Raw genomic sequence first — 24,938 nt, forward strand, 5'->3', positions numbered from 1 at the left:
CCTTTATTATTTACTAACCGTATTTACACTGCACCCAATCGCACCAATTGCTGTTTGACGTTCATTCCATGTCATTGGCGGGAGTCCGCTTGGAATTTCTACCATATCTATCGCACCTTCAACAGGACAAACGATAGAACATAAATTACAGCCAACACATTCTTCTTCTCTTACTTTTAAAATGTTGTATCCATTTCCATCCTTCAACATATCGATACATTGGTGTGCCGTATCTTCGCACGCAATATGGCATTTATTGCAATTAATACATACATCATTGTTTATCCTAGCAACGATTTTATAGTTGAGATCAAGGTCACCCCAATCAGAATATTTATGAACTGATTTTCCAACTAAATCCATAGCTGAGGCAATTCCTTTGTTGTCTAAGTAGTTATTTAATCCCTCAATCATATCCTCTACAATTCTAAACCCATGATGCATTGCCGCTGTGCAAACTTGTACACCTGTTGCGCCCATTAACATAAATTCAACAGCATTTTGCCAGTCTGAAATACCACCTATTCCTGATATCGGGATATTGATTCTTGGATTTCTAGCACATTCCCCAACCATATGGAGGGCGATTGGTTTGACAGCTGGGCCGCAATAGCCGCCGTGGGCTCCTTTTCCTGCTACATGTGGGATGGTATCCCAAGTATCAATATCAACACCAGCTAAGCTGTTAATCGTATTAATCATACTTATTGCATCAGCACCACCATTGGCTGCAGCTTCAGCTGTTGCAGTAATATCCGTAATGTTTGGGGTAAGCTTGACAATCACTGGCGTTTGAGCTGCTTCCTTTACCCAGTATGTTTGTTTTTCAACCAATTCTGGAACTTGCCCCGAAGCAGAGCCCATCCCTCTTTCTGCCATCCCGTGCGGACAGCCAAAATTAAGCTCTAAACCATCCACTCCAACATCCTCTACTCTTTTTACAATTTCATGCCATTTTTCTTGCTGTGGCTCTACCATTAACGAGGCAATAATAGCGTGATTTGGAAAACGTTTCTTCGTTTCATAAATTTCCTTCAAGTTTACTTCCAATGGGCGGTCTGTAATTAATTCTATATTGTTAAAACCAGCTACTCTCTGGCCGTTAAAATTAATCGCCGCAAATCGCGATGAAACATTTAATATTGGATCCCCTAATGTTTTCCAAACAGCTCCACCCCATCCCGCTTCAAATGCACGTTGAACTTGATACCCAGAATTTGTCGGAGGAGCAGAAGCTAACCAAAATGGGTTAGGTGATTCAATTCCTGCTAAATTAATCCGTAAATCTGCCACTTTTTTACCTCCCTAAAATGCTTTTTTAACATATTTTTGATTAGGCTATTTCCGAGACAGATCCAAATAATAATTTATGAATAGCATATGCTGTCTCCTTACCTTGCTGAGCAGCAGTTACGACCATTGCTTCCCCTTGTCCTTTTCCGAATATGACGTCTCCACACGCAAACACTTTTTTATTTGATGTTTGAAATGTGTGATGATCAATGTTTACAACTCCACCATTATGTTCTAGTCCAAATTGTTCAATGAGCTTTATATATCTTGATTGACCAATCGCTTTTATAACCACGTCTACTTCAAGGATGAATTCTGACCCTTCAATCGGCACCGGACGTCGTCGCCCATCATCTCCAGGTTCACCTAACCCCATTTTGATACACTCAATTCCGATTACCTGACCTTGTTCATTTCCGATGATTTGTTTCGGGGCAGTCAGCCATCTAAATTCAACGCCATCTTGCTTTGCAAATTCATATTCAAAGTCGTACGCTGTCATTTCTTCAATTGTACGTCTATAAAGAATTTTTACATTTTCAGCACCGAGACGAACGGAACAAGTGGCACCATCAATCGCTGTATTTCCTGCTCCGATCACCACTACTCGTTTACCGAGATACTGATCCGTTATCGGTTTTGTTTTCGTATCCTTAACAAATTCGATCGCATCATATACTCCTTCTAAATCTTCACCGCTTATTCCTAAGTTTGGAACACTAGACATACCGATTGCTAGAACGATAGTGTCATAGGTTTCAAGAATCTCTTCTACTGAAATATCTATGCCGACTCGTGTATTTGTCACGATTCTCACGTCTAAACTCTTTACTTGATTTACTTCCCAGTAGGAAATTTCTTGCGGAAGTCTGAAAGAAACAATTCCGTATGTGTTCAGACCACCGGCAGATTCTTCGGCTTCATAAATAGTGACATCATAGCCCAAAAGTCCAAGTTCGCGAGCAGCAGCTAATCCTGCTGGCCCTCCGCCAATAATGGCTACTTTTTTGCCGTTTTTCTTACCTGGTGTAAACAACACTTGCTCATTCTTAATGGCCCAGTCTGTGGCATAGCGCTGTAGATTTCCAATCATAATTGGTTTTGTCGATTGGTTAAGGACACAAGCACCCTCGCATAATTCCTCCGTTGGACAAACACGGGCACAGCTTGCCCCAATTGGATTTGAGGTCATAATTGTTTTGGCTGATCCTTTCAGATTCCCAGAAGCAATTTTCTTGATAAATGCAGGAATATCAATCCCAGTTGGACATGCTGTGATACAAGGGGCATCATAACAATACAGGCAGCGATTTGATTCTTCTATGGCTTCCTGATTGGTTAATCCCGGATGAACTTCTTGAAAGTTTTTACTTAAATCTTCGAATAATATCCTCGAATGATTTGCGTTACTCACAATAGAATACCTCCTTCTAAAAAATCCTTCCCAAATATCAAAGCCACATCTAAAGTAAATACATTATCTACTTTTTTACCACATAATTAGGAAGCGCTTACAAAATTACCACTACTTTGGAATCACCGTAAAAGATTGAAGTTTATGTTAATTTTACTTATTTCACTCGATGTTTGCATTATACACAATGTTAAATGATGTTCACTATTTATCTTTCATTATGTAACATCTGCACTAACAATTCTCATTCCGAGTTACTTAACTCATATTTTTTACTACATTAGCATAATAATGATAAAAAATTTGTAGAAACGTCTGAAAAAGTCAAACTAAATAGTCTCGAAAATCTATTCAAAATAAGGGTGTCCCAATATAGTTGGGACACCCTCATTTTTTATCCTTTCTTTACTTCTAGCCTTCCCGCCACCAATGAGAGTGCATAGTTCACAACAAAGTAAGTAAAAGCCAAAATCATTAACATTGGAAGAACATATGCATCTTTGTGGCCGTAAATGATCTGCGCATTATGCGTCAATTCTGGAAGAGCGACCACGACGGCAAGAGATGTATCCTTTAAAAGAGAGATAAACTGGCTGACAATTGGTGGAACCATACGTCGTAGTGCCTGAGGCAAGACTATATGCCTAAGGGTTTGTATATAATTCAACCCCGAAGAACGTGCTGCTTCGATTTGCCCTTTTTCAATGGAATTTAAGCCACTTCTAATGATTTCGGACAGCATGGCGGACTGAAACGCGGTCATAGCAACGATTACAGACATGGTTACCGGCATCTTCAAACCGACTTCTCGAAGCCCGAAATAAGTAAAGAAAATAATTAAAAGTAATGGAAGATTTCGAATCGTTTCCACGAGCATAGCAAGAATGTTGGATATAATTGGGATCCGTGCATATCGGGCTGTGCCGATTGCTCCCCCAATAATGAAACTTAAAATGATCGAAATTAATGCAACTAGAAGTGTTACTTCTAAACCTTGCCATAAAAATTTTAAATGATCCGTTGAATAAGCACCTGCAAAATCCATCATTAAGCCTCCTTCAATTACTCTTAGCCAGGCGTTTTTCAAGATAACCTACGCCAAGACTTAAAGGAATAGTCAATATTAAATAAAAGCAAGCAACGAATATATACGGATCAAAAGTTACAAATGTACGAGACGAGATAATGTCCGCTTGATACATCAAATCTAGACCGGCAATAATCCCTAAAATAGAAGAATTTTTTACAAGGTTAATAAATTGATTGCCAAGCGGAGGAATGACAATTTTAATTGCCTGAGGCAAAATAATCATTCTCATTGTTTGATTATATGTCAGGCCTGAAGATCGGGCCGCCTCCATCTGTCCCTTTGGTACTGACATGATTCCTGCTCGAACGGCCTCGGCAATAAATGCAGCTGTATAAATCGTAAGTGCTATCGTCCCTGCTGTTAGTCCATCTAAGTTAATTCCAATCGAAGTTAATCCATGATAAAAAATGAAAGCAATAATTAATACTGGAATATTTCTGACAAATTCCACATAAATAGTGCCAAACCAATTCAATGGTTTAAAGGGGGCGATTCTCATGAGTGAAATAAGGACGCCTAAAAAAAAGCTGCAAATAAGTGCAATCAGGCTGGCAATAATTGTATATTTAAAACCCAGTAAATATAAATCTAGGTTATCGGTTAAAATTGAAAAATTCATGCCCCCACTCCTCTTAAATATCAGGATGAGCATGAATGCTCATCCTGAAAAATACAACGATTTTTTAGACTATTGTTGTTTAATCCACTTATCCTTGATTTCATCGTATTTCCCGGAATCCTTAAGCGCATTAAGTGCCTTATTTAATTCGTCCACAAGATCTGTGTTACCTTTTTTAACAGCAATTCCGTAAGGTTCATCAGTAAAGGTTCCACCAGTCAATTCAAATGAAGGATCCTCATCTGCCATACCGTAAAGAATGGAATCATCTGTTGTCAACGCATCACCTTTGCCTGATTTCAAAGCAGTGAATGCTTCCGCATAATTCTCGTATTCTAATACTTGCGTATCTGGCGCTTTTTCACGAATATTAACTGCAGAAGTAGAACCTTTTACAGCTAACACTTTTGTTCCTTTCTTTAAATCTTCCAGCCCTTTAATCTTGCTGCCTTTTTTTACAAGCAATGACTGTCCTGCTTCAAAATAAACATCGGTAAAATCTACTTCTTTTTTACGCTCTTCTGAAATGGTCATGGTCGCAACAATCGCATCAATATCTCCATTGTTTAGCAACGGAATTCTAGTTTTGGAAGTAACTTCCTTAAATTCTACTTTATTTTCGTCTCCAAGTATTTCTTTTGCAAGCGATTTAGCAATATCAATGTCGAATCCTTCCACGTCGCCTGTACTTGGATTTTTCAATCCGAATAAACGAGTGTCGTGTTTAACCCCAAAGACGATTTTATCTCGTTCTTTTATTTGAGCTAGTACGTCTTTCGTTTCTTTTTTACCGGCATCGCCTGTTTTTGTGTCATCTTTCCCCCCGCAAGCAGCAAGAATTATAACTGCAAGCATAGAAATGAAAGTCAATTTAATAAATTTTTTCATGTTTTTTCCTCCCTTTTTTGTTAATTATTTAATATACGGCTGAGAAATATGCGCGCTCTTTCTTCGCGCGGGTTTTCATAAAACTCCGCCGGTATTGCCTCTTCAACAATTTCTCCTTGGTCCATAAATACAATTCTGTCTGCCACTTCTTTGGCGAAATTCATTTCATGGGTCACGACCACCATGGTCATCCCTTCTTTTGCTAGCGCTTTCATCACATCTAATACTTCACCGATCATTTCGGGATCGAGGGCAGATGTGGGTTCATCAAAAAGCATGATATCTGGTTTCATCGCAAGTCCCCGCGCAATGGCTACACGTTGTTGCTGTCCACCCGATAACTGGGATGGATAAGAGTTAGCCTTATCAGGAATTCCTACTTTTTTCAGATAAAACTCTGCTGTTTCTTTTGCTTCCTTTTCAGATATGCCAAGCACCTTAATTGGGGCAAGCATAATGTTCTGCAACACAGTCTTATGCGGGTATAAATAAAAGTGTTGAAAAACCATTCCAATATTACGTCTTAATTTATTTATATCGGTTTTCTTATCATTTACTTCAACATTATTTACAGTTAATGAACCACTTGTTATTGACTCCAACCTATTGATGCAACGAAGCATCGTACTTTTACCTGATCCGGAAGGACCAATAACAACAACTACTTCTCCTTGATTGATGGTTAGATTAATCTCTTTCAAAACATGGAAATCTCCATAAAACTTATCTACCTTATCGAAAGTAATCATGTTTTCCCCCTCTAATCCAGCATTCTCTAAATATAAAATATATCTCTTTTTCTAAAAAATAGTAATCTTTTAAATACATTATAAGTGATTGTACTATACTAATATATTTTTGGTCAATTCAAACTTTTTATCGTAATTCACTTATTACCTTAATTCCCACTATAAATATCGTTTATTTTTATAATTTTTAAAGTAGTGTGGGCTTTTCATCCCTAGAACTAAACTCCTAGGATAATATTAAAAAGTTTTTGAAAATATTAGAAAATGGTAGTTTTTACCCATATAGAAATAGACCGGCTTATATGGCCGGTCTATTTCTATACCTTACTTTCATTTGGATGAAACACCTTTTTCATCAAAATATTTTTTCGCGCCAGGATGCAGGTCAGTTCCCATCCCGTTCAAAGCATTTTCTGCTTTAATCGACTTCCCTTTTGCATGGACGATTTTATTCGTGTTTTCAAAAATAGCTTTTGTCATATCGTAAACAAGCTTATCAGTTAACTCACTCCGGACAACAAGCATTGCCGGAACCGCTACAGTTTCAATATCATGATCTGAACCATAAGTTCCAGTAGGAATCGTTTCTTTTATATAGTAAGGATACTTAGCAATTAACGCATCAATTTTATCTGCATCAATTGGAACAATTAAAAGCTTTTCTGTCGCAGCCAAGCCTTCAACTGCTCCTGTCGGTGTACCAGCTGTAATGAATGCCGCATCAATCGTACCATCTTGAATACCTGTGGCAGAATCATCAAATGATAAATAGCGTGATTTTAAATCATCTGCTTTCAAACCGTAAATTTCCAAGATTTGTTCAGCGTTTGCACGAGTCCCTGATTCAGCTTCACCGATCGAAACTGTTTTTCCTTTTAAATCTTCAACAGACTTAATACCCGATTTTTCTAAGGTTACTAATTGGATCGATTCAGGATAAAGTATGCCAAGCCCACTCATATTTCCCACCTTTTTATTGTTAAACATCATCGTTCCTTCACTCGCATAAGTAGCAATATCTGTTTGAGTAAACGCTATTTCTACTTTTTCTTTTTTGATTAGCTTCATATTTTCAATCGAACCATTAGAGGTAATAGCTTTCGACTCAATCCCAGTGGCATCTTGAATCATGTTGGCAATGTCTCTACCAAGCGGATAATATGTACCACCAGTCCCACCTGTTGCGATACTAAGTAATTTAATTTTGCCATCGTTTTCTTTTTTATCGCCGGTTTTCTTTTCACCACATGCTCCTATGATCATACCCAATAAAAGAATCATGGCAGCACTAAATAAAAGTCTCTTCTTATTCATAGTAATCCCCCTCTTATCGTTATTGGAAATTTTTATAGGTTATCAAAAATAGAACGTCTTTTTTCTCTTTTTAATGTAGTGTATGGTAAAATTATCTCCAATTATCCGATAATATTTCAAGATTAGGGGGAATTTAAGTGCAGCCACGAGGAACAATCAATGAAGTGGAGTTTGATAGTACAGCTCTTGGGGAAACATTGCCATTATTAGTATATTTGCCCGCTTCATTTTCTCCGCTCTATAAATATTCACTATTAATTGTTCAAGATGGAAAAGATTATTTTCAAATGGGGCGTCTGGCACGATTTGCAGATGAGTTGCTTGATAAAAGGGAAATAGGGAATATCATCATTGTTGGAGTACATTATAAAAGTGTGGAAGATAGGCGTAACAAATATCATCCGAACGGAAAAGAAAATCAGACATACATTCGGTTTTTGGCCCATGAGCTTGTGCCATGGCTTGATAAAGAATATCCGACTACCGCAATGGGTAAAAGTCGTACGCTTATGGGCGATAGTCTTGCCGCAACTGTTTCTTTAATGGCAGCCATCAAATATCCGAACATATTTGGACAAGTCATTCTTCATTCTCCATATGTTGATGAAACCGTGTTGGAAGCAGTTCGGGGTCATCGAGATCCATCCTTGCTGGATGTATATCATGTTGTGGGCAAAGAAGAGGATGTGGTGAAAATTTCTAATAACAGGGATTTTTTAACGCCAAATAGAAAACTTCATGACTTGTTTGTGGAAAAAGGCTTTCATACCTTTTATGACGAATTTGAAGGTGGCCATTCCTGGAAGTATTGGCAGCCTGATGTAAAAAGAGCTTTACAAAAAATGTTAGGCTAACGTGAAGCAATCTTCCCTATATGAAGTTTTTCTAATATTTGCTATAGTGATATTGAATGTTATAATTGGCAAAACAAAAGTTCGCTAAAAGGGAGGCAAAGAAAGATGAAATACGGAATCGTTATATTCCCATCAAAAAAATTACAAGATTTAGCTAATTCTTATCGAAAGCGATATGATCCACACTATGCTTTGATTCCCCCACATTTAACATTGAGAGACGCTTTTGAATCGGATGAGCCTGCAGAACAAATTACTGAAAAACTCGATGAAATCGCTAAAAAGTACGAACCTTTTAATTTAACAATTAGAAAGGTAAGCTCTTTCCAGCCAATCAATAATACGATCCATTTTAAGGCAGAGCTTACGGATGAACTACGAGGATTGCATCAAGATTTATATGATCAGCTTCCAGGCGGAGAGCCCGAGCATCCTTTCGTGCCACATGTTACTATTGCACAAAAATTATCAAATGACGAACATTCAGATGTATATGGCTCTCTAAGGATGTTGGGAGTTGACCATGAGGAATTAATTGACCGTTTCCACCTTGTTTACCAGTTGGAAAATGGGTCTTGGTCGGCATATGAAACATTCCGTCTCGGAAAGGATCCACAATAGATGAAAGTTGTGAAAGTCGAAACAAACGAACAGCTGCAAGATGCTTTTACCATAAGAAAAAAAGTGTTTGTCGAGGAACAGCATGTCCCTTATGAATTGGAAATTGATGAATTCGAAGACGACGCCGCTCATTTCGTCATTTATGATGAAGATCAGCCAATTGGAGCAGGTAGATTCCGATTCATTGACGGAAATGGAAAAGTAGAGCGTATCTGTATTCTTCCTGCATTTCGTGGGACAGGCGCTGGAAAGCGAATGATGAATGCGATTGAAGATTATGCCCATGCAAGTGAAATTAATGTTTTGAAACTAAATGCGCAAACTTCAGCTATTCCTTTTTATGAAAGATTAGGATATCATATCGTTTCTGATGAATTTATGGATGCAGGAATTCCCCATAAAACGATGAAAAAAGAGTTAGAATAGCAAGAGGCCTCAACATCCTTTAACGGATCTGAGGCCTTTTTTCACACGCATTTTAACCAAAGCTTATTGTAATCAATAGATATGGTAATACCACCTTCTTCAATCAATGCTGATATGTAAGCTGTAAATGACGTCCTGTATAAAAGCCATGACCCAATATTAGCTGGTGTTAAAGCGTAATGGCTGAACATCATTTGGAGTAGTGCATCCATTGAGATGCCATTATTGGAAGCTTTTATTTCGGATAATAAATATGCTTTTATTTCCTTGTGACACCGGATATTTTCTTGAACTGTCTGATGAAATTCAGTCTCAAAGTCTCCGTGTCCCGGAACTGATCCGTGACAGCTTAACTTATTGATCATTTCTAAGGAATCAATCGTTGCATTCGCATCTACAATAAATGGGACTTTGTGCTTTTTTAAAATCTGCACACCAAAATAGGCATCTGCAGCAAATAAAATATTATCCATTAATATCCCAAGTTGCGCGTAACTATGTCCTGGCAAGCTCAAGACTTGTAATGTAAAAGGGCCAATTTCCTGAGCCCCCTCCATTAATACTTCCGATACTTCCGCTGCCTCTCCTTCTAGAAATTTATTCCGAAGCTCCTTAATTGGCCACGCCCCATTCCATAAATATATAGGCTCAAGGATTGGATTCTGAATAATTGCGGATTCAAGCTTAGAAGCATAAAGCGTTATTTCCTTCTCTCTTTGTAAAAAGGCAGCTCCACCATAATGATCTACATGGCCGTGAGTTACGATGCAATAATCAAGCGGGAGATTATGCTGTTTTAGTAACTTGATGATTTTCTTTGCTGAACTTTTATCTAATCCAGTATCAATCAAAAGTCCAGCCCCGTTTTTAACAGCATAGCCAATATTTACATTTCCTTTAATCATAAAACAATGATTAGATATTTGATTCAATTCCATTAGAAGGCATCCCTTTCGTTTTAATTACACATATTCGTTCAGATGCCTTCCTTTCCCTGCTTCAAAGTTTTCGTAAATCGGAATAACTTCTTTTCGTTTATTTGGATTTTCTTTATAAAAAGCGGCTTTTATATTTTCTTCTAATGCATTGCGAAATTTCGGGTTCAAATCTGCCTTCCAGTTTTCTGTAATTGGAAAAGGATCTTGGACTTTAGGCTTGGTTTTGACTCGCTCCTGATATTGCTGGTATTGATATTGTGGAACTGGCGCAATATACCCCATTTCATTCACCCCTTTACATTCACGTTTTTAGGTTTATACCCTTTCTAATCTGCATTTAAACATCATACGTAATTTTCTAAAGAAAAAGACTTGCAATGATGTATTGCAAGTCTTTTTCTTTTTTTACTTTTTATTCATCATTTTCGTAATAGCTCCCATATCTAGCTTGTTGCCATCCTTAATAATCGATTGGACCATTTTATCTTCCAACTCTTTAGAAACTGGTTTATTGGCAATTTGTGATACTCTTTTAATTATGGATCGCACTGTTTTTTCATCTTTAAAATTCGCATTTTGTAGTGAGTTCGCCAATTCAAAAACATCATTCATTTTCACACCAGTTTTCTTTTCGATGTTTTTAAAAAATTGATTTTCCATTCTCGCCGCTCCCTCCTTTTCATCTTTTCATTATATGAAGCAGAGTATTGAAAGGTGAGCACATATGCGGAATGCCGATTCTTCAACAACATTAAGGGAGCCCTGCATCCCTGCAAGGGCCCCCTCTATTTTTATTAACTTTTACTAATCAGCAAACAAAGGCTGCGCCAACAATGATTAGCAAGATAAATAATACGACAATCAATGCAAACGCACTTCCGCCGCCATAGCCGTAACCGCCGCCGTAACCGCCGTAACCGCAGCAGCCGCCGCCGAAGCCACCATATCCATAACCAAACATCTACACTCACCTCACTTCTGTTCAGTCACTTATAAAATATGTGAAGTGAGGCTATTCTGTTTGGGCGGTTAGCTTTTTCAAGAAAAAAATTTAGTTAATATTCCTATCACCCTTTCGGTTTAAAGAGCAAAGCTCCAATAAATCCGAACACGATTGCAGCAGAAATACCTGATGAGGTAACTTCAAACATTCCAGTCATTACACCAACAATCCCATGTTTCTCAGCTTCAAGCATGGCTCCATGCACTAGTGAATTTCCAAAACTGGTAATAGGAATCGTTGCACCTGCCCCCGCAAAGTCAATTAACGGGTCATATAGGCCAAATCCGGCAAGCACTGCACCTACGGTAACCAAAATACTAAGAGTGTGGGCTGGAGTTAGTTTTGCCACATCAAACATAAGTTGACCGACTACACATATCAATCCTCCAATGATAAATGCCCAAAAAAACATTGCAAGCACAACTTCTCCTCCTTTCGGGGAACCAAGGACCTAATTCCCTGTTACATATATTCAATTGCTACGGCATGTGCGATACAAGGTATCGTTTCTTTTTGCTGAAAAGAAAGTGGCGATAACAAGGCCCCTGTCGCTACGACTAATATTCGTTTAAGTACGCCTGCCTTCATTTGATTGAGTAGATGCCCGTACATCACAGTTGCCGAACAGCCTGGTCCGCTTGCACCGGCATAGACTTCCTGTTCATCTGTATATAAAAGCAAGCCACAGTCGTGAAAAGTATTTTCGTTTATCGTCAAGCCTTTTTTCTTAAATAGCTCTAGTACAGCATTACGCCCAATTTCTGCAAGGTCTCCCGTAATGATTAGGTCGTAGTAGGAAGGATCGATTTTCAAATCAAAAAAATGACGCTGGATTGTGTCCGCCGCGGCAGGAGCCATTGCTCCGCCCATATTAAATGGATCAGAAAGTCCCATATCAACTACTTTTCCGATTGTGGCTGATGTCACTCTTGGGTGTGGACTATTTATGATGTTCCCATCCCCTACTAAAGCTACTCCCGCACCTGTGGCCGTCCACTGAGCAGTTGGTGGCTTTTGTCCGCCATACTCAGTCGGGTATCGAAATTGCTTTTCGGCGGAGGTATTATGGCTTGCTGCTCCTGTTAAAATATAATTTGCACCCCCACTGTTAATGATCATCGCAGCCATTGCCAAGCCTTGTGTTGAAATTGCACAAGCGCTGAATAATCCTAAGTACGGTATCTGGTTTGTCCGGGCGGCAAAGGTTGTGGGAGTAATCTGGTTAATCAAATCACCAGCCAGGAAAAATTGAATTGCGTCCTCTTTAAGCGCCTTTTTTCGAAGAGCAATTTGGACAGCATCTTCAAGAAGAACGCGCTGTGCCTTCTCGTAAGAATCTTGACCCATCCATAAATCATCATGGAACTTATCAAAATCACTTGAGAGCCTACATTCCTTTTCAAAGGGTCCTCCAACAACGCCTGTGGACAAAATTACCGGATGTTTATTAAAAACCCACGTTTGAGCGCCCTGTAGCATTAGAATCCCCCCCATAGAATGATAATTGTTTTAATGAGAGCAACAACAAAGGCTGAAAAGACCCCAAACACAATCACTGATCCAGCAAGTTTAAATATATTACCGCCCACCCCTAATACAAATCCTTCAGTACGATGCTCAATTGCTGCGGATATGACAGCGTTACCGAAACCGGTTACTGGAACAGCACTGCCCGCACCTGCAAATTGTCCAAGCCTGTCATACATGCCAAAACCTGTTAAGAGCATTGCGAAAAACACCATTGTTGCTACAGTTGGGTTGCCGGCTGTCTGCTCCGTAAAGTCGAAATAATAAATGTAAAAGTAAGTAACCGCCTGTCCAATCAAGCAAATTGTCCCCCCTACCAAAAAGGCCCGGATGCAGTTTTTCAGAATAGGACGTTTGAGTTCGTGCTTTTTCTGTAATACATCGTATTGAATTTGTTCCGGCGTTTTCGTTTTATTCTTACTGGTCATATTAGGTCATTTCCTTTTTTAATTTAATGATTTTTCTAAAGCGCTTTTCTGCCTCTTCATTAGACAAATTCTTTTGTTCAAGATCTTCTTTTAATCGAATAGCCTCCAGAAAAATTTTATAATCGCTGGAAACGATAAATTTATCTTCGGGGAATTCGTTATCGAGTTTTTTCGTCAATTCTTTTTCAATCTTTTTCATTTTAAAACGATGAAGATGATTCACCTTATAAGCAACTATCACATCTTTTTTTCCTTCAATCACTGCCACATCATAAATCCCGTCTATTTTATTAATTTGTTCTCTTACCTGATATCCGATGGATCTATTTGGTGGACGATTACTTAATTCAATTGGAGCAGGCCGTGAAGTCTTGATCAGTGCCAATTCACTTTTTCGGCTTTCTTGATGATTCGTACAACCCGCAATCAAAAAGGTGAATAACGCTGCGACTTTTATTAGTAACTTTTTATCCATGGAATCCTCCTGCAATCGTATGCTACTAATATTTTTCACCATTTCGCCAAAATTATAAGTTAAGTAACTAAACCACTACTAAATCAAAAAAAATAAGCTCAGCTCAAGTGGTGAGCCGAACTTAGACATATTTTCAGTAGTTATTTTTTTTAATGGGTTTGCCACAGCCACAATTTCCTTTTTTTCTTCTAGGTGGAGCTGACGGTTTATGTTTTCGAGGTGGTCTATTCATTTGCATCACTTCCCCTTTATATTGTCATTCATGCTCCTGCATTATTTTATGAATTCTTCCCGGAAAATGTTTTCCAAATGTCCCTTTCATATTGAGTTTTTTGTTTGCATGACAGTTTCAATAATTGCCGCTGTTCCTGCAAGAGCAAGGATAACGATGATAGGTTCGGCAACTGCAGGGTACTTCAACTGAAGAAAAAATAGGCCAGTGGCCACCCAAATTCCTGTACACCAGTAGCAGCTTAAAAGCTCACCTATCCATCCACGCAGGCCACTATCTCTTGCAACGATAAATACTTCTTTTTCTCCATTTTCATTAATTTCTTCATAATCCATCATAAAAGGCGCTCTCATGAAAGCAGTAATTTGATCGTAAACAATTAATCTCGTTAAGCGAAAAGTTGCAATACTTATTAAAAAAAATTTTAACCATGTAATATCCATATTTTTCACTTCCTTATTGCCTATTTTCCTAAATTAAGGGCATATGTCCGTAACTCATTTGTCCTTACTCTAATATGTTATTAGTGTAAATATCCATTAAAAATGATAAGGAGGAAGTATTCCATGGAATTTGAAGAAATGGAAAGATTCGACGAACACGTAGAGTCCAATCATAATCATAATCATAATCATCATAACGACAATGACAAAGACTGCGGCTGCCATCTTAACTGCGTCTGCCAGGTTGTCCGTGCTATCAAGGATATCCAAGATGAAGCTGTAGAAGAAGAATGCATGCGCTGCACATCTAATTGTTTTATCGAGCCTCTCGGAGAGCTAGCTAGCCCTTCCCGTGAACGTGCCGATACACGTGTCTTCACATTAACTAATAAAAACGGAGATTTATTTAAAGCATTATTTAGAGGTCATGATGGAAAATGCGTTTCCGTATTTTTCCGAGTTGAAGATGTGTTTGACAATTGTTGTGCCACATTGCGTGTGCTTATTCCATTAAAGTCAGACAGAAAAACGGTTGTAAAGCTAGTTCACAATGGGAAACTAGACTTTGATGAGCTATGTTCAGTACGTCACTGGGCCCGCAGCAACAGCTGTATTACTGTAGATTTGCATTGCTTCTGCGCAGTTCAGTGTATAGCTGATGCCGATTTGGAAATTTGCGAATAAATAACTGGACATTAAGGGAGGAAATGGGGTATACCCCATTTCCTTTTTTTTAAAAAATAATTTTTATCGCTGTTAAATCGTCAACTTTAATCTCAGCCACTTCCTCTGTAAAAGTTTTTACGAAAATTTGCTCACCTTCATATTTAAGCAAAGTCCCACGATACTGATCTTTAGCTGTAACAAATTCACATGGATAAGGAGGCTGGCTTACTGGAAAACCGGATAAATACTTTAATTTTTCTTGAATGGACATCTCCTTAAAGGATTTTACCGGGGTTAAATGCCAATGCTTTTTGGCTGGCGCTAATGAATTTCTTCGAAAATAACTAGCTGCAGATAATGGAGGATCATTTTTCTTTTCCTGTTTCACTGTTTTTTCTTGCACCACCTCTTTAGAAGCGTGATCATCAACTGGTCGGTTATTTATCTCGGTATTATGTGGTTTCTTAAAATTTGGCACCTGCTGTTGTTTTATTTTCTTTTCTTCCTTTTTTGGAATCTTTTCATTTTCTTCTTTAACTTTTTTCTCAGTCGAATAAAAATAATCCTGCATGATTATTTCCGGCTTATTAAAGTCTGGCTGATGAATATATAATAAAGGCTCGCCTTTCTGCCTTACTGTTTTTTCCTCCATAGGGGCACCCCCGTATTTTCTTTTTCATGTTATATGTATGCATGACTAACGTCTAAGTTTCTTAGGAAATATTTCAAAAGCGTTAGCGCCTTGCCATGGAAGAACGGCTAAGGTCGCCACGTCCTTATGTCTTCGCCTTCCTGACCCGCAAAAATGAAAACAACAGCTGCCACTAAATGTGACAGCTGTTGTTTTCATTCATGTGATTTAGTTCCCCAAAATGTGATAGCCAGAATCAACATGAATATTTTCGCCAGTAATTCCTCTTGATAGATGACTGAAGAGAAATAGAGCCGTATCACCCACTTCTTCCTGGGTTGTTGCCCTGCGAAGTGGTGCTTTTTCTTCAATTACTTTCAAAATGCTATTAAAATCACTGATGCCTTTTGCAGACAATGTTCTGATTGGTCCTGCTGAAATTGAATTAACACGGATGCCTTGTTTACCAAGATCATTGGCCAAATACATCACACTTGCATCAAGTGATGCTTTTGCTACACCCATGACATTGTAGTTTGCAACAACACGCTCTCCGCCAAGGTAGGTCATTGTAACAATGCTGCCGCCTTCAGGCATAACATCTAACTTTTGAACAGCTTTAGCAACAGCTGTTAGTGAATAAGCGCTGATGTTATGTGCAAGTAAAAAGCCATCACGAGTAACATTTAGATAATCACCAGTAAGCTCTTCTTTATTAGCAAATGCGATACAATGAGCAATACCATGCACAGGGCCATATTTCTCTTTAATCAAGTTAAAGCATTGTTCGATATCTTCGTCCTTTGTAACATCGCATGGAAGAACAATCGATTCATTTCCTTCAAGAGAATCTGCAAGTTCACGGACACTTCTTTCTAGTCGTTCACCAGCATATGTAAAAATTAGCCTTCCCCCAGCTTCATGAAGAGAGCGTGCAATCCCCCATGCAATACTTCGTTTATTAGCTACACCCATAATCACGAATGTCTTTCCATTCACTGAAAGATTCATCATTAATCCTCCTAAGTATAACGTTCAGCTCCAACACCTAGAGGTCATCATGGCGCTTGAACTTTTGTTATCACATGTTATTAGTACCTAGTCATAATCATACACGATAACTTTCAAGATTGTAAAGGCTGAGTCCCTTTATCACAGTTGCACTTAAACTATATACTATATTGGAGCTCATGAATAAGATAATCAACATATTCTTTCGAACCAGTAACGATCAACCTGTCATCCATATGAAGCTCAGTGTCCCCGTGGGGAACGATGGAATCTTTTCCCCGGAAAACACGAACAACGATTACATCTCCCATAAACGGAAATTCCCTTAATGTCATCCGGTCAAATTCCCGATTCAACATATGAATTTCATATAATGACGTTTCCCGATTCATCATGATTTCTGCAATATTTGGTGTTTCAATTAATGCTTTCATTAGTTCCGTTGTTGAAAGTATTGTCGAAAAAACTTCAATTTCTTTTTCTTTTAATGGTTCTCCAAGCACCGGGGTTTCAATTCGGGCTACGACCCTATCCACTTCCTGTTCTTTTGCAGCGATTGCCAGTCTAGCATTCAATTCTTCATCACCAGTAGAAATGAAAAGTATGTCAGCTTCGAATACTCCCGCTTTTTCTAATTCGGATTCTTTATAATCATTAAGCTCAACTATATTAAACACAGAATCCCCGATTTGAGACTCTCCCTTTTCCATTTTTTTATGGAAAACAGTGGTTTTGTATTTAGCTGGATTCAACTCTTTCGATACCGGCAAGGTTAGCTGATTCGCTCCAATAAATGTTGCGTTCAACTTCCTTTCATGTACATTTTCTTTTGGGAACCATTTTTTAAATAAAATTGGCGTCACGATACATGAAATAACAGCAACAAGGATGAACGTACCACTCATTTCCGGTGTAATCACATTAATCCTTTCCGCAATTTTTGCAGCAGCAATCACAAGCGATAATGTAGATGTAAGCAAAAATGCGGAAGCCATTACAGTTTTCATGTCATACCAACGCCTAAGAATTAGGACAGGCAGTACCTTAGACACGAATAATGCGATGAGTAGAAGCGGAATAAGCAACAGCATTTGCTTATTACTTAAAAGCGACCATAAATCGAGATGAACCCCAACCATCACAAAGAAAATGGGAATCACAAATCCGTAACCAAATGAATCGAGCTGCCGAACCATATCTTGATTCGGATTTAGTAGCGAAACAAGGGTACCTGCTAAAAAAGCACCAAGAATATTTTCTGCCCCAACAGTTTCAGAAAGAGCGACGAGTACAATAATTAAAGTAAAAATTGCCCGGGTACCAATTTGAACCGTACCACTCGATAGCCCTTCAACAAAAGATCTATTTTTAAAGCGCCTACCTATAAAATATAAAAGAATCCCAGCTGCAAATAAAATGAGCAATAACCACATATTGCTTTTACCGTCTCCTGATACAGAAACAAAAACTGCAAGCAAAATCATTGTGACTAAATCCGCAATTACTGCAACAAGTAAAATAATTTGACCAATTCCGGCCTTCATGATATTTGCTTCTTTCAACGTAGGAACAACAACTCCCAATGAGATCGTCGAAATAATCAAAGTCATTATTAATACATTATCAATTAAGCCGATTTTTACAAATATATAGGATAATCCAATCGATAAAAGAAAAATACCGGCAAAAATTACAGTTGATACAGCGAGTCTATTCGGTTCATGCTTACCATTTGCCAAGACTAATTTCTTTTTGTTAGATTTGAAAGCGGAAAAATCGATTTCTAATCCACTTAAAAACATCAAAAAAATAAAACCTAATGTAGAAAGTGTAGTAAGCCAGGAACCCTCGTGAATAAGGTTCAATCCGCTTTTACCAATAATCAACCCCATAATAATTTCCGCAATGACAACAGGCATAAATGTTAGCCGAAAGCGATGGAGAACAAGAGGAGTAATAAAAGCGACAATTAGTACGATTACTAGTGAGATCAAAGATGACTCATGTTCCATAGATGATTCTCCCGCTTCCTCTAATGGACTAAATAACTCATAAACAGTGTTGCCAAACCAAAGTAAATTAAAATTGAAGTAATGTCATTCATCGTTGTAATAAACGGACCGGATGCTACTGCAGGATCAATTTTTAGCCTATGCATAACTAATGGAACAAGAGAACCAGCAAGTGTAGCCACAAACAAGGACGCCAAAATAGAAATACCTACAAGAAAACCAAGGAACAGCTCCCCTTTCCAAACGTACACAACAACTGAAACAAGAACGCCACAGATTGTTCCTGTAATTAGACCTGTCCCTGCTTCACGCATGATTAACTTCATTTTATTCATTTCTTCCAACTCTCCAGTTGCTATCCCTCGCACAGCAACAGCTAATGATTGTGTCCCTGTATTTCCAGCCATACCTGCTATAAGAGGGATAAAAACTGCCAAGATGGAAACTTGACTTAATGTATTTTCAAAACGACCGATAAGACTTGCTGTAAACATACCTAAGAAAAGGAGAATAATTAGCCACGGAAGCCGCTTTTTAGCTGCAGAAAATGGATTTCGGTCCATTGTATCCATGTCAGAGACACCTGCAAGCTTCGAGTAGTCATCCGATGCTTCTTCATCAATAACATCGATAATATCGTCAACAGTAATGATTCCGAGTAAATGATTTTGAAAATCAACAACGGGCAATGCCAATAAGTCATAATCTCTCATTTGCCTGGCAGCATCTTCTTGGTCCGCCCCAACTGAAATGGAGATGATTCTATCGAACATAATGTCGGTGATCATTGTGTCATCGCTACTGATGATTAAGTCGCGAAGGGAAATAACTCCGACAAGCCGACCATCATCATCTGTTACATACACATAATAAATGGTTTCTGCCTTAGGTGCTTCATTTTTCAAAATATACATAGCTGATCTGACTGTCTGATTTGCTGATATTGCAACAAATTCAGTAGTCATAATACTACCGGCTGTATATTCCTCGTAGTGAAGAAGCCCTTTAATTTCCTGAGCATCTTCTTTATTCATTATGGTCAAATAGCTGGCTACTTGATCTTTATCCAATTTATTCAACACATCGACAGCATTGTCTGCATACATATTTGCAAGCATATCAGCCGCATATTTCGGCTCCATTCCCGCCAAAATATCCTTATAATCGCTATCATCGATTTCTAGTACTTCAAAAAAGTTAGCTAGTTCATCCGGAGATAAATAATGATAAATTTTTATACGGTCGACCTGTTCAAGTTTGGAATAAAATTGAGCCTGGTCATACGGATGAAGATTCATAAATTCATTCCTAAATGCTTGAAGATCATCATCGGACATTGACTGGATTAGTATTTCTTCGTTAATTTTTTCGTTTTCATCGACGTTGAATTCCATTATGACCACTCCTCTCCATTCATCTTCATTATCCTAACAAATTAGTCTGGATTTGTCGTTATTATTAATAGAAATTAAACAAGATGGCTCTAATATTTTTGCATAAGGGAAGTCACATTATTACAATTATCCAATACGCAGGGCGCTTGGTATAAGCAGATGCTCATGAAAATAAAGCTTATGAAACGGGTGATAAGATGAAAATTGATATTATTGGTGACGTGCATGGATGTTTCAATGAATTTAAAGCTCTTACAATAAAGCTTGGGTATAATTGGGAAAATGGACTGCCCAAACATAAGAATAACCGGATTCTTGGCTTTGTCGGCGATATAACCGATCGAGGGCCAAGCTCTCTTGAAATGATTGCAACTGTCTATAATCTTTGGAAGAAAAGGAATGCCTATTATGTTCCCGGTAATCATTGTGATAAACTATATCGTTTTTTTCTCGGAAGAAAAGTTCAAATTTCCCACGGACTGGAAACCACCGTCGCTGAACTAGAAGCACTAACCGGAAAAAAGGCAAACCACTACAAACGGCAATTTATGCAACTTTATGAAGAATCACCTTTCTATCAAATTTTGGATGAAGGTAAACTTGTCATTGCCCATGCCGGAATTCGAGAAGATTATATTGGTGAATATCATAAAAGTGTTAAAACCTTTGTTCTATATGGTGATATTACTGGTGAATTTCTCTCCAATGGCATGCCTGTCAGACTTGACTGGGCTAAAGAATATAAAGGAAATCCGTTGATTGTTTATGGCCACACTCCTGTAAAAGAACCGCGTAAGATTGGAAACACCATTAATATTGATACAGGTGCTGTGTTTGGTGGAAAGTTGACAGCTCTACGTTATCCAGAAATGGAAACCGTTTCTGTTCCTTCCACAATGCCGTTTATACAAGAGAAATTCAAAACCTTTGATTAGGCTTTCCACAGTTAAAAGGGCTGTCCCAGAGCATACATCACTCTTACGGTTGGGACAACCCTTAACGCTTTTATCCTTTTTCCAGAATGCTTTTCATGTCAATTGGCAGTGAAGCATAAAAGACCATTTCTGTTTTTTTAAATGGATGTGTAAAACGCAACTCTTTACAATGAAGAGCTTGTCGCCCTATTTCCCCTTGGTTTCCACCATATAAATCATCACCTAGCAATGGGTGGCCAACATGCGCCATATGAACCCTAATTTGATGTGTCCTTCCTGTTTCAAGCTGTAGTTTTAAGTGGGTAAATTGGGATAATTGGTTTACCACATTAAAATGAGTCACTGCTCGTTGGCCGTCCGTTCTTACTTGCCGTTCAATGATACTATCGGGACTCCTACCAATCGGAGCATCAATACAACCCGACTGTTTTTCAAAAACCCCTTCTGCGAACGCTTCATAAAAACGGTATAGACTTTGTTTTTGCTGCATTACGCTTAGCAAATGATGGGCATGGCGATGTTTAGCAGCGAGTACAAGCCCAGAAGTATTACGATCAAGCCTTGTAACGATATGGACAGCGGCTAGAACATTTGTCTGTTCATAGTAATGAACAAGTGCATTTGCTAGGCTACCTGTTGGATGCTCCCGCGATGGTATTGAATTCATAAACGGAGGTTTATCAATGATGATAATATCTTGATCTTCATAAACAATAGAAAGTGGAATATTTTCACCTTTCATTTGATCATTTAACTCTTCGGGAGGAAACACTATTTCTAGCACATCAAATTCTTGAAGTCTAAAACGAACGGTTTGTTCCTTTCCATTCACTTTGATTGAGCCGCCAGCAAACTTAATATCGGATAGTGCTCGCCTCGATAAACTTTGTTCAGATAAGTATTCTTTAATATCCTTGCCATTATCTTTTTTTTCCATTTTCCACTTCAGTGAATATGGCTTCAAATCTTTATTAATCATCTGAAATAAATGAGTCGTGGACCCGTTTCCAGAATGGGAATGGACGGAATCTGGCAAAGCGGACCTTTTCTTTCGCCACTTTAAATTGAATAGACTTCACATCGCGGTGCATGACTGTCAAATGGTCAATGGTCACATGAAAATCAAATGCATTGACCGGCTTTAAAACCAATGTATGATGCTCGGGTAAAATGAGCGGAGAACCGACAGTCCGAAAGACCCTATTATTGATCGAAGCCATTTCGGCAAGCTGAATGGAATGAAGCGATGGATGGATGATGGCACCACCTAACGCTTTATTATATGCTGTGCTTCCAGACGGTGTAGAAACACATAATCCGTCACCCCGAAATCGTTCAAAATGATCGCCACGAATTTCAACGTCCATCACAAGAGTACCCACAAGACTTTTAACTGTCGATTCGTTTAAAGCAAGATACCTCGTTTCCTTTCCACCGTGACGATAGCGAATCATCACTTCGAGCAGTGGATACTCAATAATCTGATAAGGTGTTTTGGCGATCGCGATTACTAATTTTTCAATTTCACTCGGCACCCAGTCTGCATAAAAACCGAGATGCCCCGTATGTACACCTACAAAAGCTGTTTTATCCAGCCTTGAACTGTATCGATGAAATGCATATAATAATGTACCGTCACCGCCAACGGAAATGACAATATCCGGTTGATCCTCATCGTAAACCATTTCAAAATCCTGCAAATATGCTCTCATTTTATGCATTAACGCATTGGATGTCGGGTTTCCTTTAGATGTAATCGCAAACTTCAATCTTCTCACCCTTTCATGCTGTCATTAAAGTAGTTTATTGATAATTTTTCTTTTCAATTTTTTTGACAGCTTCTTTATTCTTACTAAAGTAAGCCTGTGCTTCCTGGATTTCTTCTTTTATTTGCGACATTTCTTCATCAAGTCGGAAAGCTGCTTCCGCTGCCCTCTCCAGTCTTGTGTTAATTTCTTCGGGAAATTGGCCCTTATATTTATAGTTCAACGAATGTTCAATTGTCGCCCAAAAGTTCATGGCCAGTGTCCGAATTTGAATTTCTGCCAAAATCTTTTTCTCTCCGCTGATTGTTTGTACTGGATATTCAATGACTACATGATAGGAACGATAACCACTCGGCTTTTTATGGGAAATATAATTTCTTTCTTCAACTACTCGAAAATCATTTCTATTTCGCAGTAATTTAACGACTGTTTCAATATCATCGACAAATTGACACATCATTCGCAGTCCCGCAATATCCTGCATTTCGGTTACAAGCTTATCTAAAGGTATCCTCTTTTGGTGTGCCTTATCGAGTATACTTGCTACCGGTTTAACCCGCCCTGTTACAAATTCAATGGGTGAGTGTTCATACTCATGTTCAAATTGGCTTCTCATGCCTTTTAATTTAATCTTTAATTCATCAATCGCTTGTTTATAGGGAATTAAAAATTGATCCCAATGTTTCATTATACGGTCACCTCTTCATTATAAAACGAAATTAATTGGATGAAGGTGTAAAGAATTAATCATCCTTATTTTAGCACAAACAGGAATTTCTTAAAGTTTCGCTACCTTTTATTTCATTTTTTTATCATTTTTGATTGAATACAGGCCCGAATCAAGCAATAATATAGGGAAGCCCGATTGGAAAGGATGATTCCGGTGTCAAGAGATATAGAAATAGAATTTAAAAATATAGTAACCAAAGCTGAGTTTCAGCTTCTTTTACATACATTTAACATCTCAAGCAGTCAGTTTTTCAATCAAAAAAATCACTATTTCGATACAGTAAATTTTGCTTTGAAGAATGTAAATACAGCGTTAAGGGTAAGAGAATTACCAAGAGGTTTTGAACTAACATTAAAAAAACCAGCAAAAGTAGGACTATTAGAAATCAATCAACCTCTAAGTAATGTAGAATCGAATCTTCTTTTAGCAAATAGCATATTCCCTGATGGAGAAGTTGCGGATGAAATTGAGGCAATGAATATAGATGTAAAAACGCTTGAACTATTTGGTTCACTAACTACTACTAGAGCAGAAACAAAATACAAAAATGGCCTGCTTGTTTTTGACCATAGCTTTTATTTAGGTCAAGAAGATTTTGAAATTGAATATGAAACAATAGATTGGGATATAGGTCAAGAAACATTTAATCATCTACTGGAAGAATTAAACATCGATCGACGTCCAGCCGATAGTAAAATAGGAAGGCTTTATCACGCCAAAATAGGGTAGAAATAAAAGAAGTTTTTAAAAGGGTGGATGGCTATGAATACATTGGGACAATTAAAGACATTACATGATATTCAGTTGTTAAGAGGATTTTCTAGCGATAAAGTTAGTACAAGTCTTAATAGCAGTGGAAATTCAGAATTCGAGGACCTCCTACAACAATTAATACATCCAGCACCACCGTCCAGTAGCCAAGTCATGAATATAAACACATTAGGTGCGGTCTATCGTATGCAAAATTTAGGAAGCAACACAGCTATATCCAACGCCATCGGAATTCCTAACAATGCAAAAGAAGCTTCCGAATCTGTGAAAGCACAAACGGAAATACTCCCCAAAAGTATCGAGGAAGTTATTCAGAAGGCATCAGAGGTGTACAAGCTTCCTGAAAAGCTTATTAAAGCTATCATTAAACATGAATCAAATTTCAACCCTGGACTTGTCAGCCATGCAGGTGCCTCCGGACTTATGCAACTTATGCCTGCTACAGCACGCGGACTTGGGGTGACAGATATATTTGACCCTGGACAAAATGTCATGGCCGGAAGTAAATATTTACGGAACATGTTGGATAAGTATGAAGGAAATCTTGTCCTTGCCTTAGCAGCTTATAATGCGGGACCGGGAAATGTAGATAAATACGGGGGCATTCCTCCATTTAAGGAAACTCAAAGTTACGTCAAAAAAGTGACTGGCACGTATTACAGTTAAATGACTAAAGCCCTGTTATTATAACCGGGCTTTTTTGCATGG

30 protein-coding genes are annotated in these 24,938 nt (G+C 38.2%); 7 read left to right on the top strand and 23 right to left on the bottom strand.

Annotated elements, in window-relative coordinates:
• Nucleotides 1–6 precede the first annotated feature (6 nt).
• The 7 genes from preA to KHA88_RS08155 form a co-directional block, all read right to left on the bottom strand.
• Nucleotides 7–1,293, bottom strand: coding sequence for an NAD-dependent dihydropyrimidine dehydrogenase subunit PreA (gene preA / locus KHA88_RS08125; protein ID WP_213096401.1), 1,287 nt, complete (start codon nt 1,291–1,293; stop codon nt 7–9).
• Nucleotides 1,294–1,333: 40 nt separating this feature from the next.
• A complete protein-coding gene (locus KHA88_RS08130) occupies nt 1,334–2,707 on the bottom strand; it encodes an NAD(P)-dependent oxidoreductase (protein ID WP_213096400.1) in 1,374 nt (457 codons plus the stop codon).
• A 394-nt stretch (nt 2,708–3,101) separates the two neighbouring features.
• Entirely contained in the window at nt 3,102–3,752 is a 651-nt protein-coding gene (locus tag KHA88_RS08135; RefSeq protein ID WP_213096399.1) for an amino acid ABC transporter permease, read from the bottom strand.
• 13 nt (nt 3,753–3,765) lie between these two features.
• On the bottom strand, nt 3,766–4,416 hold the full coding sequence (locus tag KHA88_RS08140; protein WP_213096398.1) for an amino acid ABC transporter permease: 651 nt from the start codon (nt 4,414–4,416) through the stop codon (nt 3,766–3,768).
• Nucleotides 4,417–4,485: 69 nt separating this feature from the next.
• On the bottom strand, nt 4,486–5,304 hold the full coding sequence (locus tag KHA88_RS08145; RefSeq protein WP_213096397.1) for a transporter substrate-binding domain-containing protein: 819 nt from the start codon (nt 5,302–5,304) through the stop codon (nt 4,486–4,488).
• Nucleotides 5,305–5,324: 20 nt separating this feature from the next.
• Nucleotides 5,325–6,053, bottom strand: coding sequence for an amino acid ABC transporter ATP-binding protein (locus KHA88_RS08150; protein ID WP_213096396.1), 729 nt, complete (start codon nt 6,051–6,053; stop codon nt 5,325–5,327).
• A gap of 330 nt (nt 6,054–6,383) precedes the next feature.
• Entirely contained in the window at nt 6,384–7,367 is a 984-nt protein-coding gene (locus KHA88_RS08155) for a TAXI family TRAP transporter solute-binding subunit (protein WP_213096395.1), read from the bottom strand.
• Between the two features lie 137 nt (nt 7,368–7,504).
• Here KHA88_RS08155 and KHA88_RS08160 point away from each other — a divergent pair, with 137 nt between their 5' ends.
• The 3 genes from KHA88_RS08160 (at nt 7,505) to KHA88_RS08170 (ending at nt 9,268) form a co-directional block, all read left to right on the top strand.
• Nucleotides 7,505–8,221 carry an alpha/beta hydrolase gene (locus tag KHA88_RS08160; protein ID WP_213096394.1) on the top strand — a complete coding sequence of 239 codons (717 nt, stop codon included), beginning with the start codon at nt 7,505–7,507 and terminating at the stop codon, nt 8,219–8,221.
• Nucleotides 8,222–8,326: 105 nt separating this feature from the next.
• Nucleotides 8,327–8,842 (top strand): YjcG family protein, encoded by a 516-nt coding sequence (locus KHA88_RS08165; protein ID WP_213096393.1) that lies wholly within the window; start codon nt 8,327–8,329, stop codon nt 8,840–8,842.
• Nucleotides 8,843–9,268 (top strand): GNAT family N-acetyltransferase, encoded by a 426-nt coding sequence (locus KHA88_RS08170; protein WP_213096392.1) that lies wholly within the window; start codon nt 8,843–8,845, stop codon nt 9,266–9,268.
• Nucleotides 9,269–9,309: 41 nt separating this feature from the next.
• On the opposite strand, the gene KHA88_RS08175 is transcribed toward KHA88_RS08170, so the two are convergent.
• The 9 genes from KHA88_RS08175 to KHA88_RS08215 all read right to left on the bottom strand — a co-directional run bounded on the left by KHA88_RS08175 (nt 9,310) and on the right by KHA88_RS08215 (nt 14,314).
• Nucleotides 9,310–10,206 (bottom strand): MBL fold metallo-hydrolase, encoded by an 897-nt coding sequence (locus KHA88_RS08175; protein WP_213096391.1) that lies wholly within the window; start codon nt 10,204–10,206, stop codon nt 9,310–9,312.
• A 24-nt stretch (nt 10,207–10,230) separates the two neighbouring features.
• Nucleotides 10,231–10,488 carry a hypothetical protein gene (locus KHA88_RS08180; protein ID WP_213096390.1) on the bottom strand — a complete coding sequence of 86 codons (258 nt, stop codon included), beginning with the start codon at nt 10,486–10,488 and terminating at the stop codon, nt 10,231–10,233.
• A gap of 123 nt (nt 10,489–10,611) precedes the next feature.
• Nucleotides 10,612–10,866: a sporulation-specific transcription regulator SpoVIF gene (gene spoVIF, locus KHA88_RS08185; protein ID WP_213096389.1), complete on the bottom strand. Its 255-nt coding sequence runs from the start codon at nt 10,864–10,866 to the stop codon at nt 10,612–10,614.
• A gap of 148 nt (nt 10,867–11,014) precedes the next feature.
• On the bottom strand, nt 11,015–11,167 hold the full coding sequence (locus KHA88_RS08190) for a YjcZ family sporulation protein (RefSeq protein WP_213096388.1): 153 nt from the start codon (nt 11,165–11,167) through the stop codon (nt 11,015–11,017).
• Nucleotides 11,168–11,273: 106 nt separating this feature from the next.
• On the bottom strand, nt 11,274–11,630 hold the full coding sequence (gene spoVAE / locus KHA88_RS08195) for a stage V sporulation protein AE (protein WP_213096387.1): 357 nt from the start codon (nt 11,628–11,630) through the stop codon (nt 11,274–11,276).
• 41 nt (nt 11,631–11,671) lie between these two features.
• Nucleotides 11,672–12,688, bottom strand: coding sequence for a stage V sporulation protein AD (gene spoVAD / locus KHA88_RS08200; protein ID WP_213096386.1), 1,017 nt, complete (start codon nt 12,686–12,688; stop codon nt 11,672–11,674).
• The gene (gene spoVAC, locus KHA88_RS08205; RefSeq protein ID WP_213096385.1) at nt 12,688–13,164 is read right to left on the bottom strand and encodes a stage V sporulation protein AC; all 477 of its coding nucleotides are present in this window, start codon (nt 13,162–13,164) and stop codon (nt 12,688–12,690) included. Before spoVAC ends, spoVAD begins: the two co-directional genes overlap by 1 nt.
• Before the next feature lies 1 nt (nt 13,165).
• Nucleotides 13,166–13,639, bottom strand: coding sequence for a sporulation protein (locus tag KHA88_RS08210; RefSeq protein WP_213096384.1), 474 nt, complete (start codon nt 13,637–13,639; stop codon nt 13,166–13,168).
• A 318-nt stretch (nt 13,640–13,957) separates the two neighbouring features.
• Nucleotides 13,958–14,314 (bottom strand): DUF1360 domain-containing protein, encoded by a 357-nt coding sequence (locus tag KHA88_RS08215; RefSeq protein WP_213096383.1) that lies wholly within the window; start codon nt 14,312–14,314, stop codon nt 13,958–13,960.
• A gap of 123 nt (nt 14,315–14,437) precedes the next feature.
• On the opposite strand from KHA88_RS08215, the gene KHA88_RS08220 reads away from it, so the two are divergent.
• Nucleotides 14,438–14,998, top strand: a complete 561-nt coding sequence (locus KHA88_RS08220) for a CotY/CotZ family spore coat protein (protein ID WP_213096382.1) — start codon at nt 14,438–14,440, stop codon at nt 14,996–14,998.
• Between the two features lie 49 nt (nt 14,999–15,047).
• Here KHA88_RS08220 and KHA88_RS08225 read toward each other — a convergent pair whose 3' ends face one another.
• The 4 genes from KHA88_RS08225 to mgtE form a co-directional block, all read right to left on the bottom strand.
• Nucleotides 15,048–15,632, bottom strand: a complete 585-nt coding sequence (locus KHA88_RS08225; RefSeq protein WP_213096381.1) for a CotO family spore coat protein — start codon at nt 15,630–15,632, stop codon at nt 15,048–15,050.
• 207 nt (nt 15,633–15,839) lie between these two features.
• Nucleotides 15,840–16,622 carry an enoyl-ACP reductase FabI gene (fabI, locus tag KHA88_RS08230; RefSeq protein ID WP_213096380.1) on the bottom strand — a complete coding sequence of 261 codons (783 nt, stop codon included), beginning with the start codon at nt 16,620–16,622 and terminating at the stop codon, nt 15,840–15,842.
• Between the two features lie 158 nt (nt 16,623–16,780).
• On the bottom strand, nt 16,781–18,634 hold the full coding sequence (locus tag KHA88_RS08235; RefSeq protein ID WP_213096379.1) for a monovalent cation:proton antiporter family protein: 1,854 nt from the start codon (nt 18,632–18,634) through the stop codon (nt 16,781–16,783).
• Between the two features lie 20 nt (nt 18,635–18,654).
• Nucleotides 18,655–20,028, bottom strand: coding sequence for a magnesium transporter (gene mgtE, locus KHA88_RS08240; RefSeq protein ID WP_213096378.1), 1,374 nt, complete (start codon nt 20,026–20,028; stop codon nt 18,655–18,657).
• Between the two features lie 197 nt (nt 20,029–20,225).
• Between mgtE and prpE the strand changes: the two genes are divergently transcribed.
• A complete protein-coding gene (gene prpE, locus KHA88_RS08245; protein WP_213107302.1) occupies nt 20,226–20,963 on the top strand; it encodes a bis(5'-nucleosyl)-tetraphosphatase PrpE in 738 nt (245 codons plus the stop codon).
• A 70-nt stretch (nt 20,964–21,033) separates the two neighbouring features.
• Here the strand turns inward: prpE and KHA88_RS08250 are convergent, their stop codons facing one another.
• Genes KHA88_RS08250 through yjbM form a run of 3 tightly spaced genes read right to left on the bottom strand, consistent with a single transcriptional unit; the run spans nt 21,034 to nt 23,417 of the window.
• The gene (locus KHA88_RS08250; protein ID WP_213107303.1) at nt 21,034–21,942 is read right to left on the bottom strand and encodes an RluA family pseudouridine synthase; all 909 of its coding nucleotides are present in this window, start codon (nt 21,940–21,942) and stop codon (nt 21,034–21,036) included.
• The gene (locus KHA88_RS08255; protein WP_213107304.1) at nt 21,935–22,732 is read right to left on the bottom strand and encodes an NAD kinase; all 798 of its coding nucleotides are present in this window, start codon (nt 22,730–22,732) and stop codon (nt 21,935–21,937) included. The genes KHA88_RS08250 and KHA88_RS08255 overlap by 8 nt, the downstream gene beginning before the upstream one ends.
• Before the next feature lie 34 nt (nt 22,733–22,766).
• Nucleotides 22,767–23,417, bottom strand: coding sequence for a GTP diphosphokinase (gene yjbM, locus KHA88_RS08260; RefSeq protein WP_213121709.1), 651 nt, complete (start codon nt 23,415–23,417; stop codon nt 22,767–22,769).
• A gap of 195 nt (nt 23,418–23,612) precedes the next feature.
• Between yjbM and KHA88_RS08265 the strand changes: the two genes are divergently transcribed.
• Together KHA88_RS08265 and KHA88_RS08270 are read left to right on the top strand one after the other, a co-directional pair.
• Complete coding sequence (locus KHA88_RS08265) at nt 23,613–24,188, top strand: CYTH domain-containing protein (protein ID WP_213097797.1); 576 nt, start codon at nt 23,613–23,615, stop codon at nt 24,186–24,188.
• Between the two features lie 33 nt (nt 24,189–24,221).
• Nucleotides 24,222–24,896: a lytic transglycosylase domain-containing protein gene (locus tag KHA88_RS08270; RefSeq protein WP_213121710.1), complete on the top strand. Its 675-nt coding sequence runs from the start codon at nt 24,222–24,224 to the stop codon at nt 24,894–24,896.
• Nucleotides 24,897–24,938: the final 42 nt, after the last annotated feature.

The organism is Lederbergia citrea (genome assembly GCF_018343525.1).
In the GTDB taxonomy this organism is placed as follows: Bacteria; Bacillota; Bacilli; order Bacillales; family Bacillaceae_C; genus Lederbergia; species Lederbergia citrea.

Excerpts from the sequence above, each read along its gene's own strand:
- KHA88_RS08135 (WP_213096399.1), bottom strand. The coding sequence starts at position 3,752 with ATGGATTTTGCAGGTGCTTATTCAACGGATCATTTAAAATTTTTATGG.
- KHA88_RS08140 (WP_213096398.1), bottom strand. The coding sequence starts at position 4,416 with ATGAATTTTTCAATTTTAACCGATAACCTAGATTTATATTTACTGGGT.
- KHA88_RS08145 (WP_213096397.1), bottom strand. The coding sequence starts at position 5,304 with ATGAAAAAATTTATTAAATTGACTTTCATTTCTATGCTTGCAGTTATA.
- KHA88_RS08150 (WP_213096396.1), bottom strand. The coding sequence starts at position 6,053 with ATGATTACTTTCGATAAGGTAGATAAGTTTTATGGAGATTTCCATGTT.
- KHA88_RS08155 (WP_213096395.1), bottom strand. The coding sequence starts at position 7,367 with ATGAATAAGAAGAGACTTTTATTTAGTGCTGCCATGATTCTTTTATTG.
- KHA88_RS08165 (WP_213096393.1), top strand. The coding sequence starts at position 8,327 with ATGAAATACGGAATCGTTATATTCCCATCAAAAAAATTACAAGATTTA.
- KHA88_RS08170 (WP_213096392.1), top strand. The coding sequence starts at position 8,843 with ATGAAAGTTGTGAAAGTCGAAACAAACGAACAGCTGCAAGATGCTTTT.
- KHA88_RS08175 (WP_213096391.1), bottom strand. The coding sequence starts at position 10,206 with ATGGAATTGAATCAAATATCTAATCATTGTTTTATGATTAAAGGAAAT.
- KHA88_RS08180 (WP_213096390.1), bottom strand. The coding sequence starts at position 10,488 with ATGGGGTATATTGCGCCAGTTCCACAATATCAATACCAGCAATATCAG.
- spoVIF (WP_213096389.1), bottom strand. The coding sequence starts at position 10,866 with ATGGAAAATCAATTTTTTAAAAACATCGAAAAGAAAACTGGTGTGAAA.
- KHA88_RS08190 (WP_213096388.1), bottom strand. The coding sequence starts at position 11,167 with ATGTTTGGTTATGGATATGGTGGCTTCGGCGGCGGCTGCTGCGGTTAC.
- spoVAD (WP_213096386.1), bottom strand. The coding sequence starts at position 12,688 with ATGCTACAGGGCGCTCAAACGTGGGTTTTTAATAAACATCCGGTAATT.
- spoVAC (WP_213096385.1), bottom strand. The coding sequence starts at position 13,164 with ATGACCAGTAAGAATAAAACGAAAACGCCGGAACAAATTCAATACGAT.
- KHA88_RS08210 (WP_213096384.1), bottom strand. The coding sequence starts at position 13,639 with ATGGATAAAAAGTTACTAATAAAAGTCGCAGCGTTATTCACCTTTTTG.
- KHA88_RS08215 (WP_213096383.1), bottom strand. The coding sequence starts at position 14,314 with ATGGATATTACATGGTTAAAATTTTTTTTAATAAGTATTGCAACTTTT.
- KHA88_RS08220 (WP_213096382.1), top strand. The coding sequence starts at position 14,438 with ATGGAATTTGAAGAAATGGAAAGATTCGACGAACACGTAGAGTCCAAT.
- KHA88_RS08225 (WP_213096381.1), bottom strand. The coding sequence starts at position 15,632 with ATGGAGGAAAAAACAGTAAGGCAGAAAGGCGAGCCTTTATTATATATT.
- fabI (WP_213096380.1), bottom strand. The coding sequence starts at position 16,622 with ATGAATCTTTCAGTGAATGGAAAGACATTCGTGATTATGGGTGTAGCT.
- KHA88_RS08235 (WP_213096379.1), bottom strand. The coding sequence starts at position 18,634 with ATGGAACATGAGTCATCTTTGATCTCACTAGTAATCGTACTAATTGTC.
- mgtE (WP_213096378.1), bottom strand. The coding sequence starts at position 20,028 with ATGGAATTCAACGTCGATGAAAACGAAAAAATTAACGAAGAAATACTA.
- prpE (WP_213107302.1), top strand. The coding sequence starts at position 20,226 with ATGAAAATTGATATTATTGGTGACGTGCATGGATGTTTCAATGAATTT.
- KHA88_RS08250 (WP_213107303.1), bottom strand. The coding sequence starts at position 21,942 with ATGATTAATAAAGATTTGAAGCCATATTCACTGAAGTGGAAAATGGAA.
- yjbM (WP_213121709.1), bottom strand. The coding sequence starts at position 23,417 with ATGAAACATTGGGATCAATTTTTAATTCCCTATAAACAAGCGATTGAT.
- KHA88_RS08270 (WP_213121710.1), top strand. The coding sequence starts at position 24,222 with ATGAATACATTGGGACAATTAAAGACATTACATGATATTCAGTTGTTA.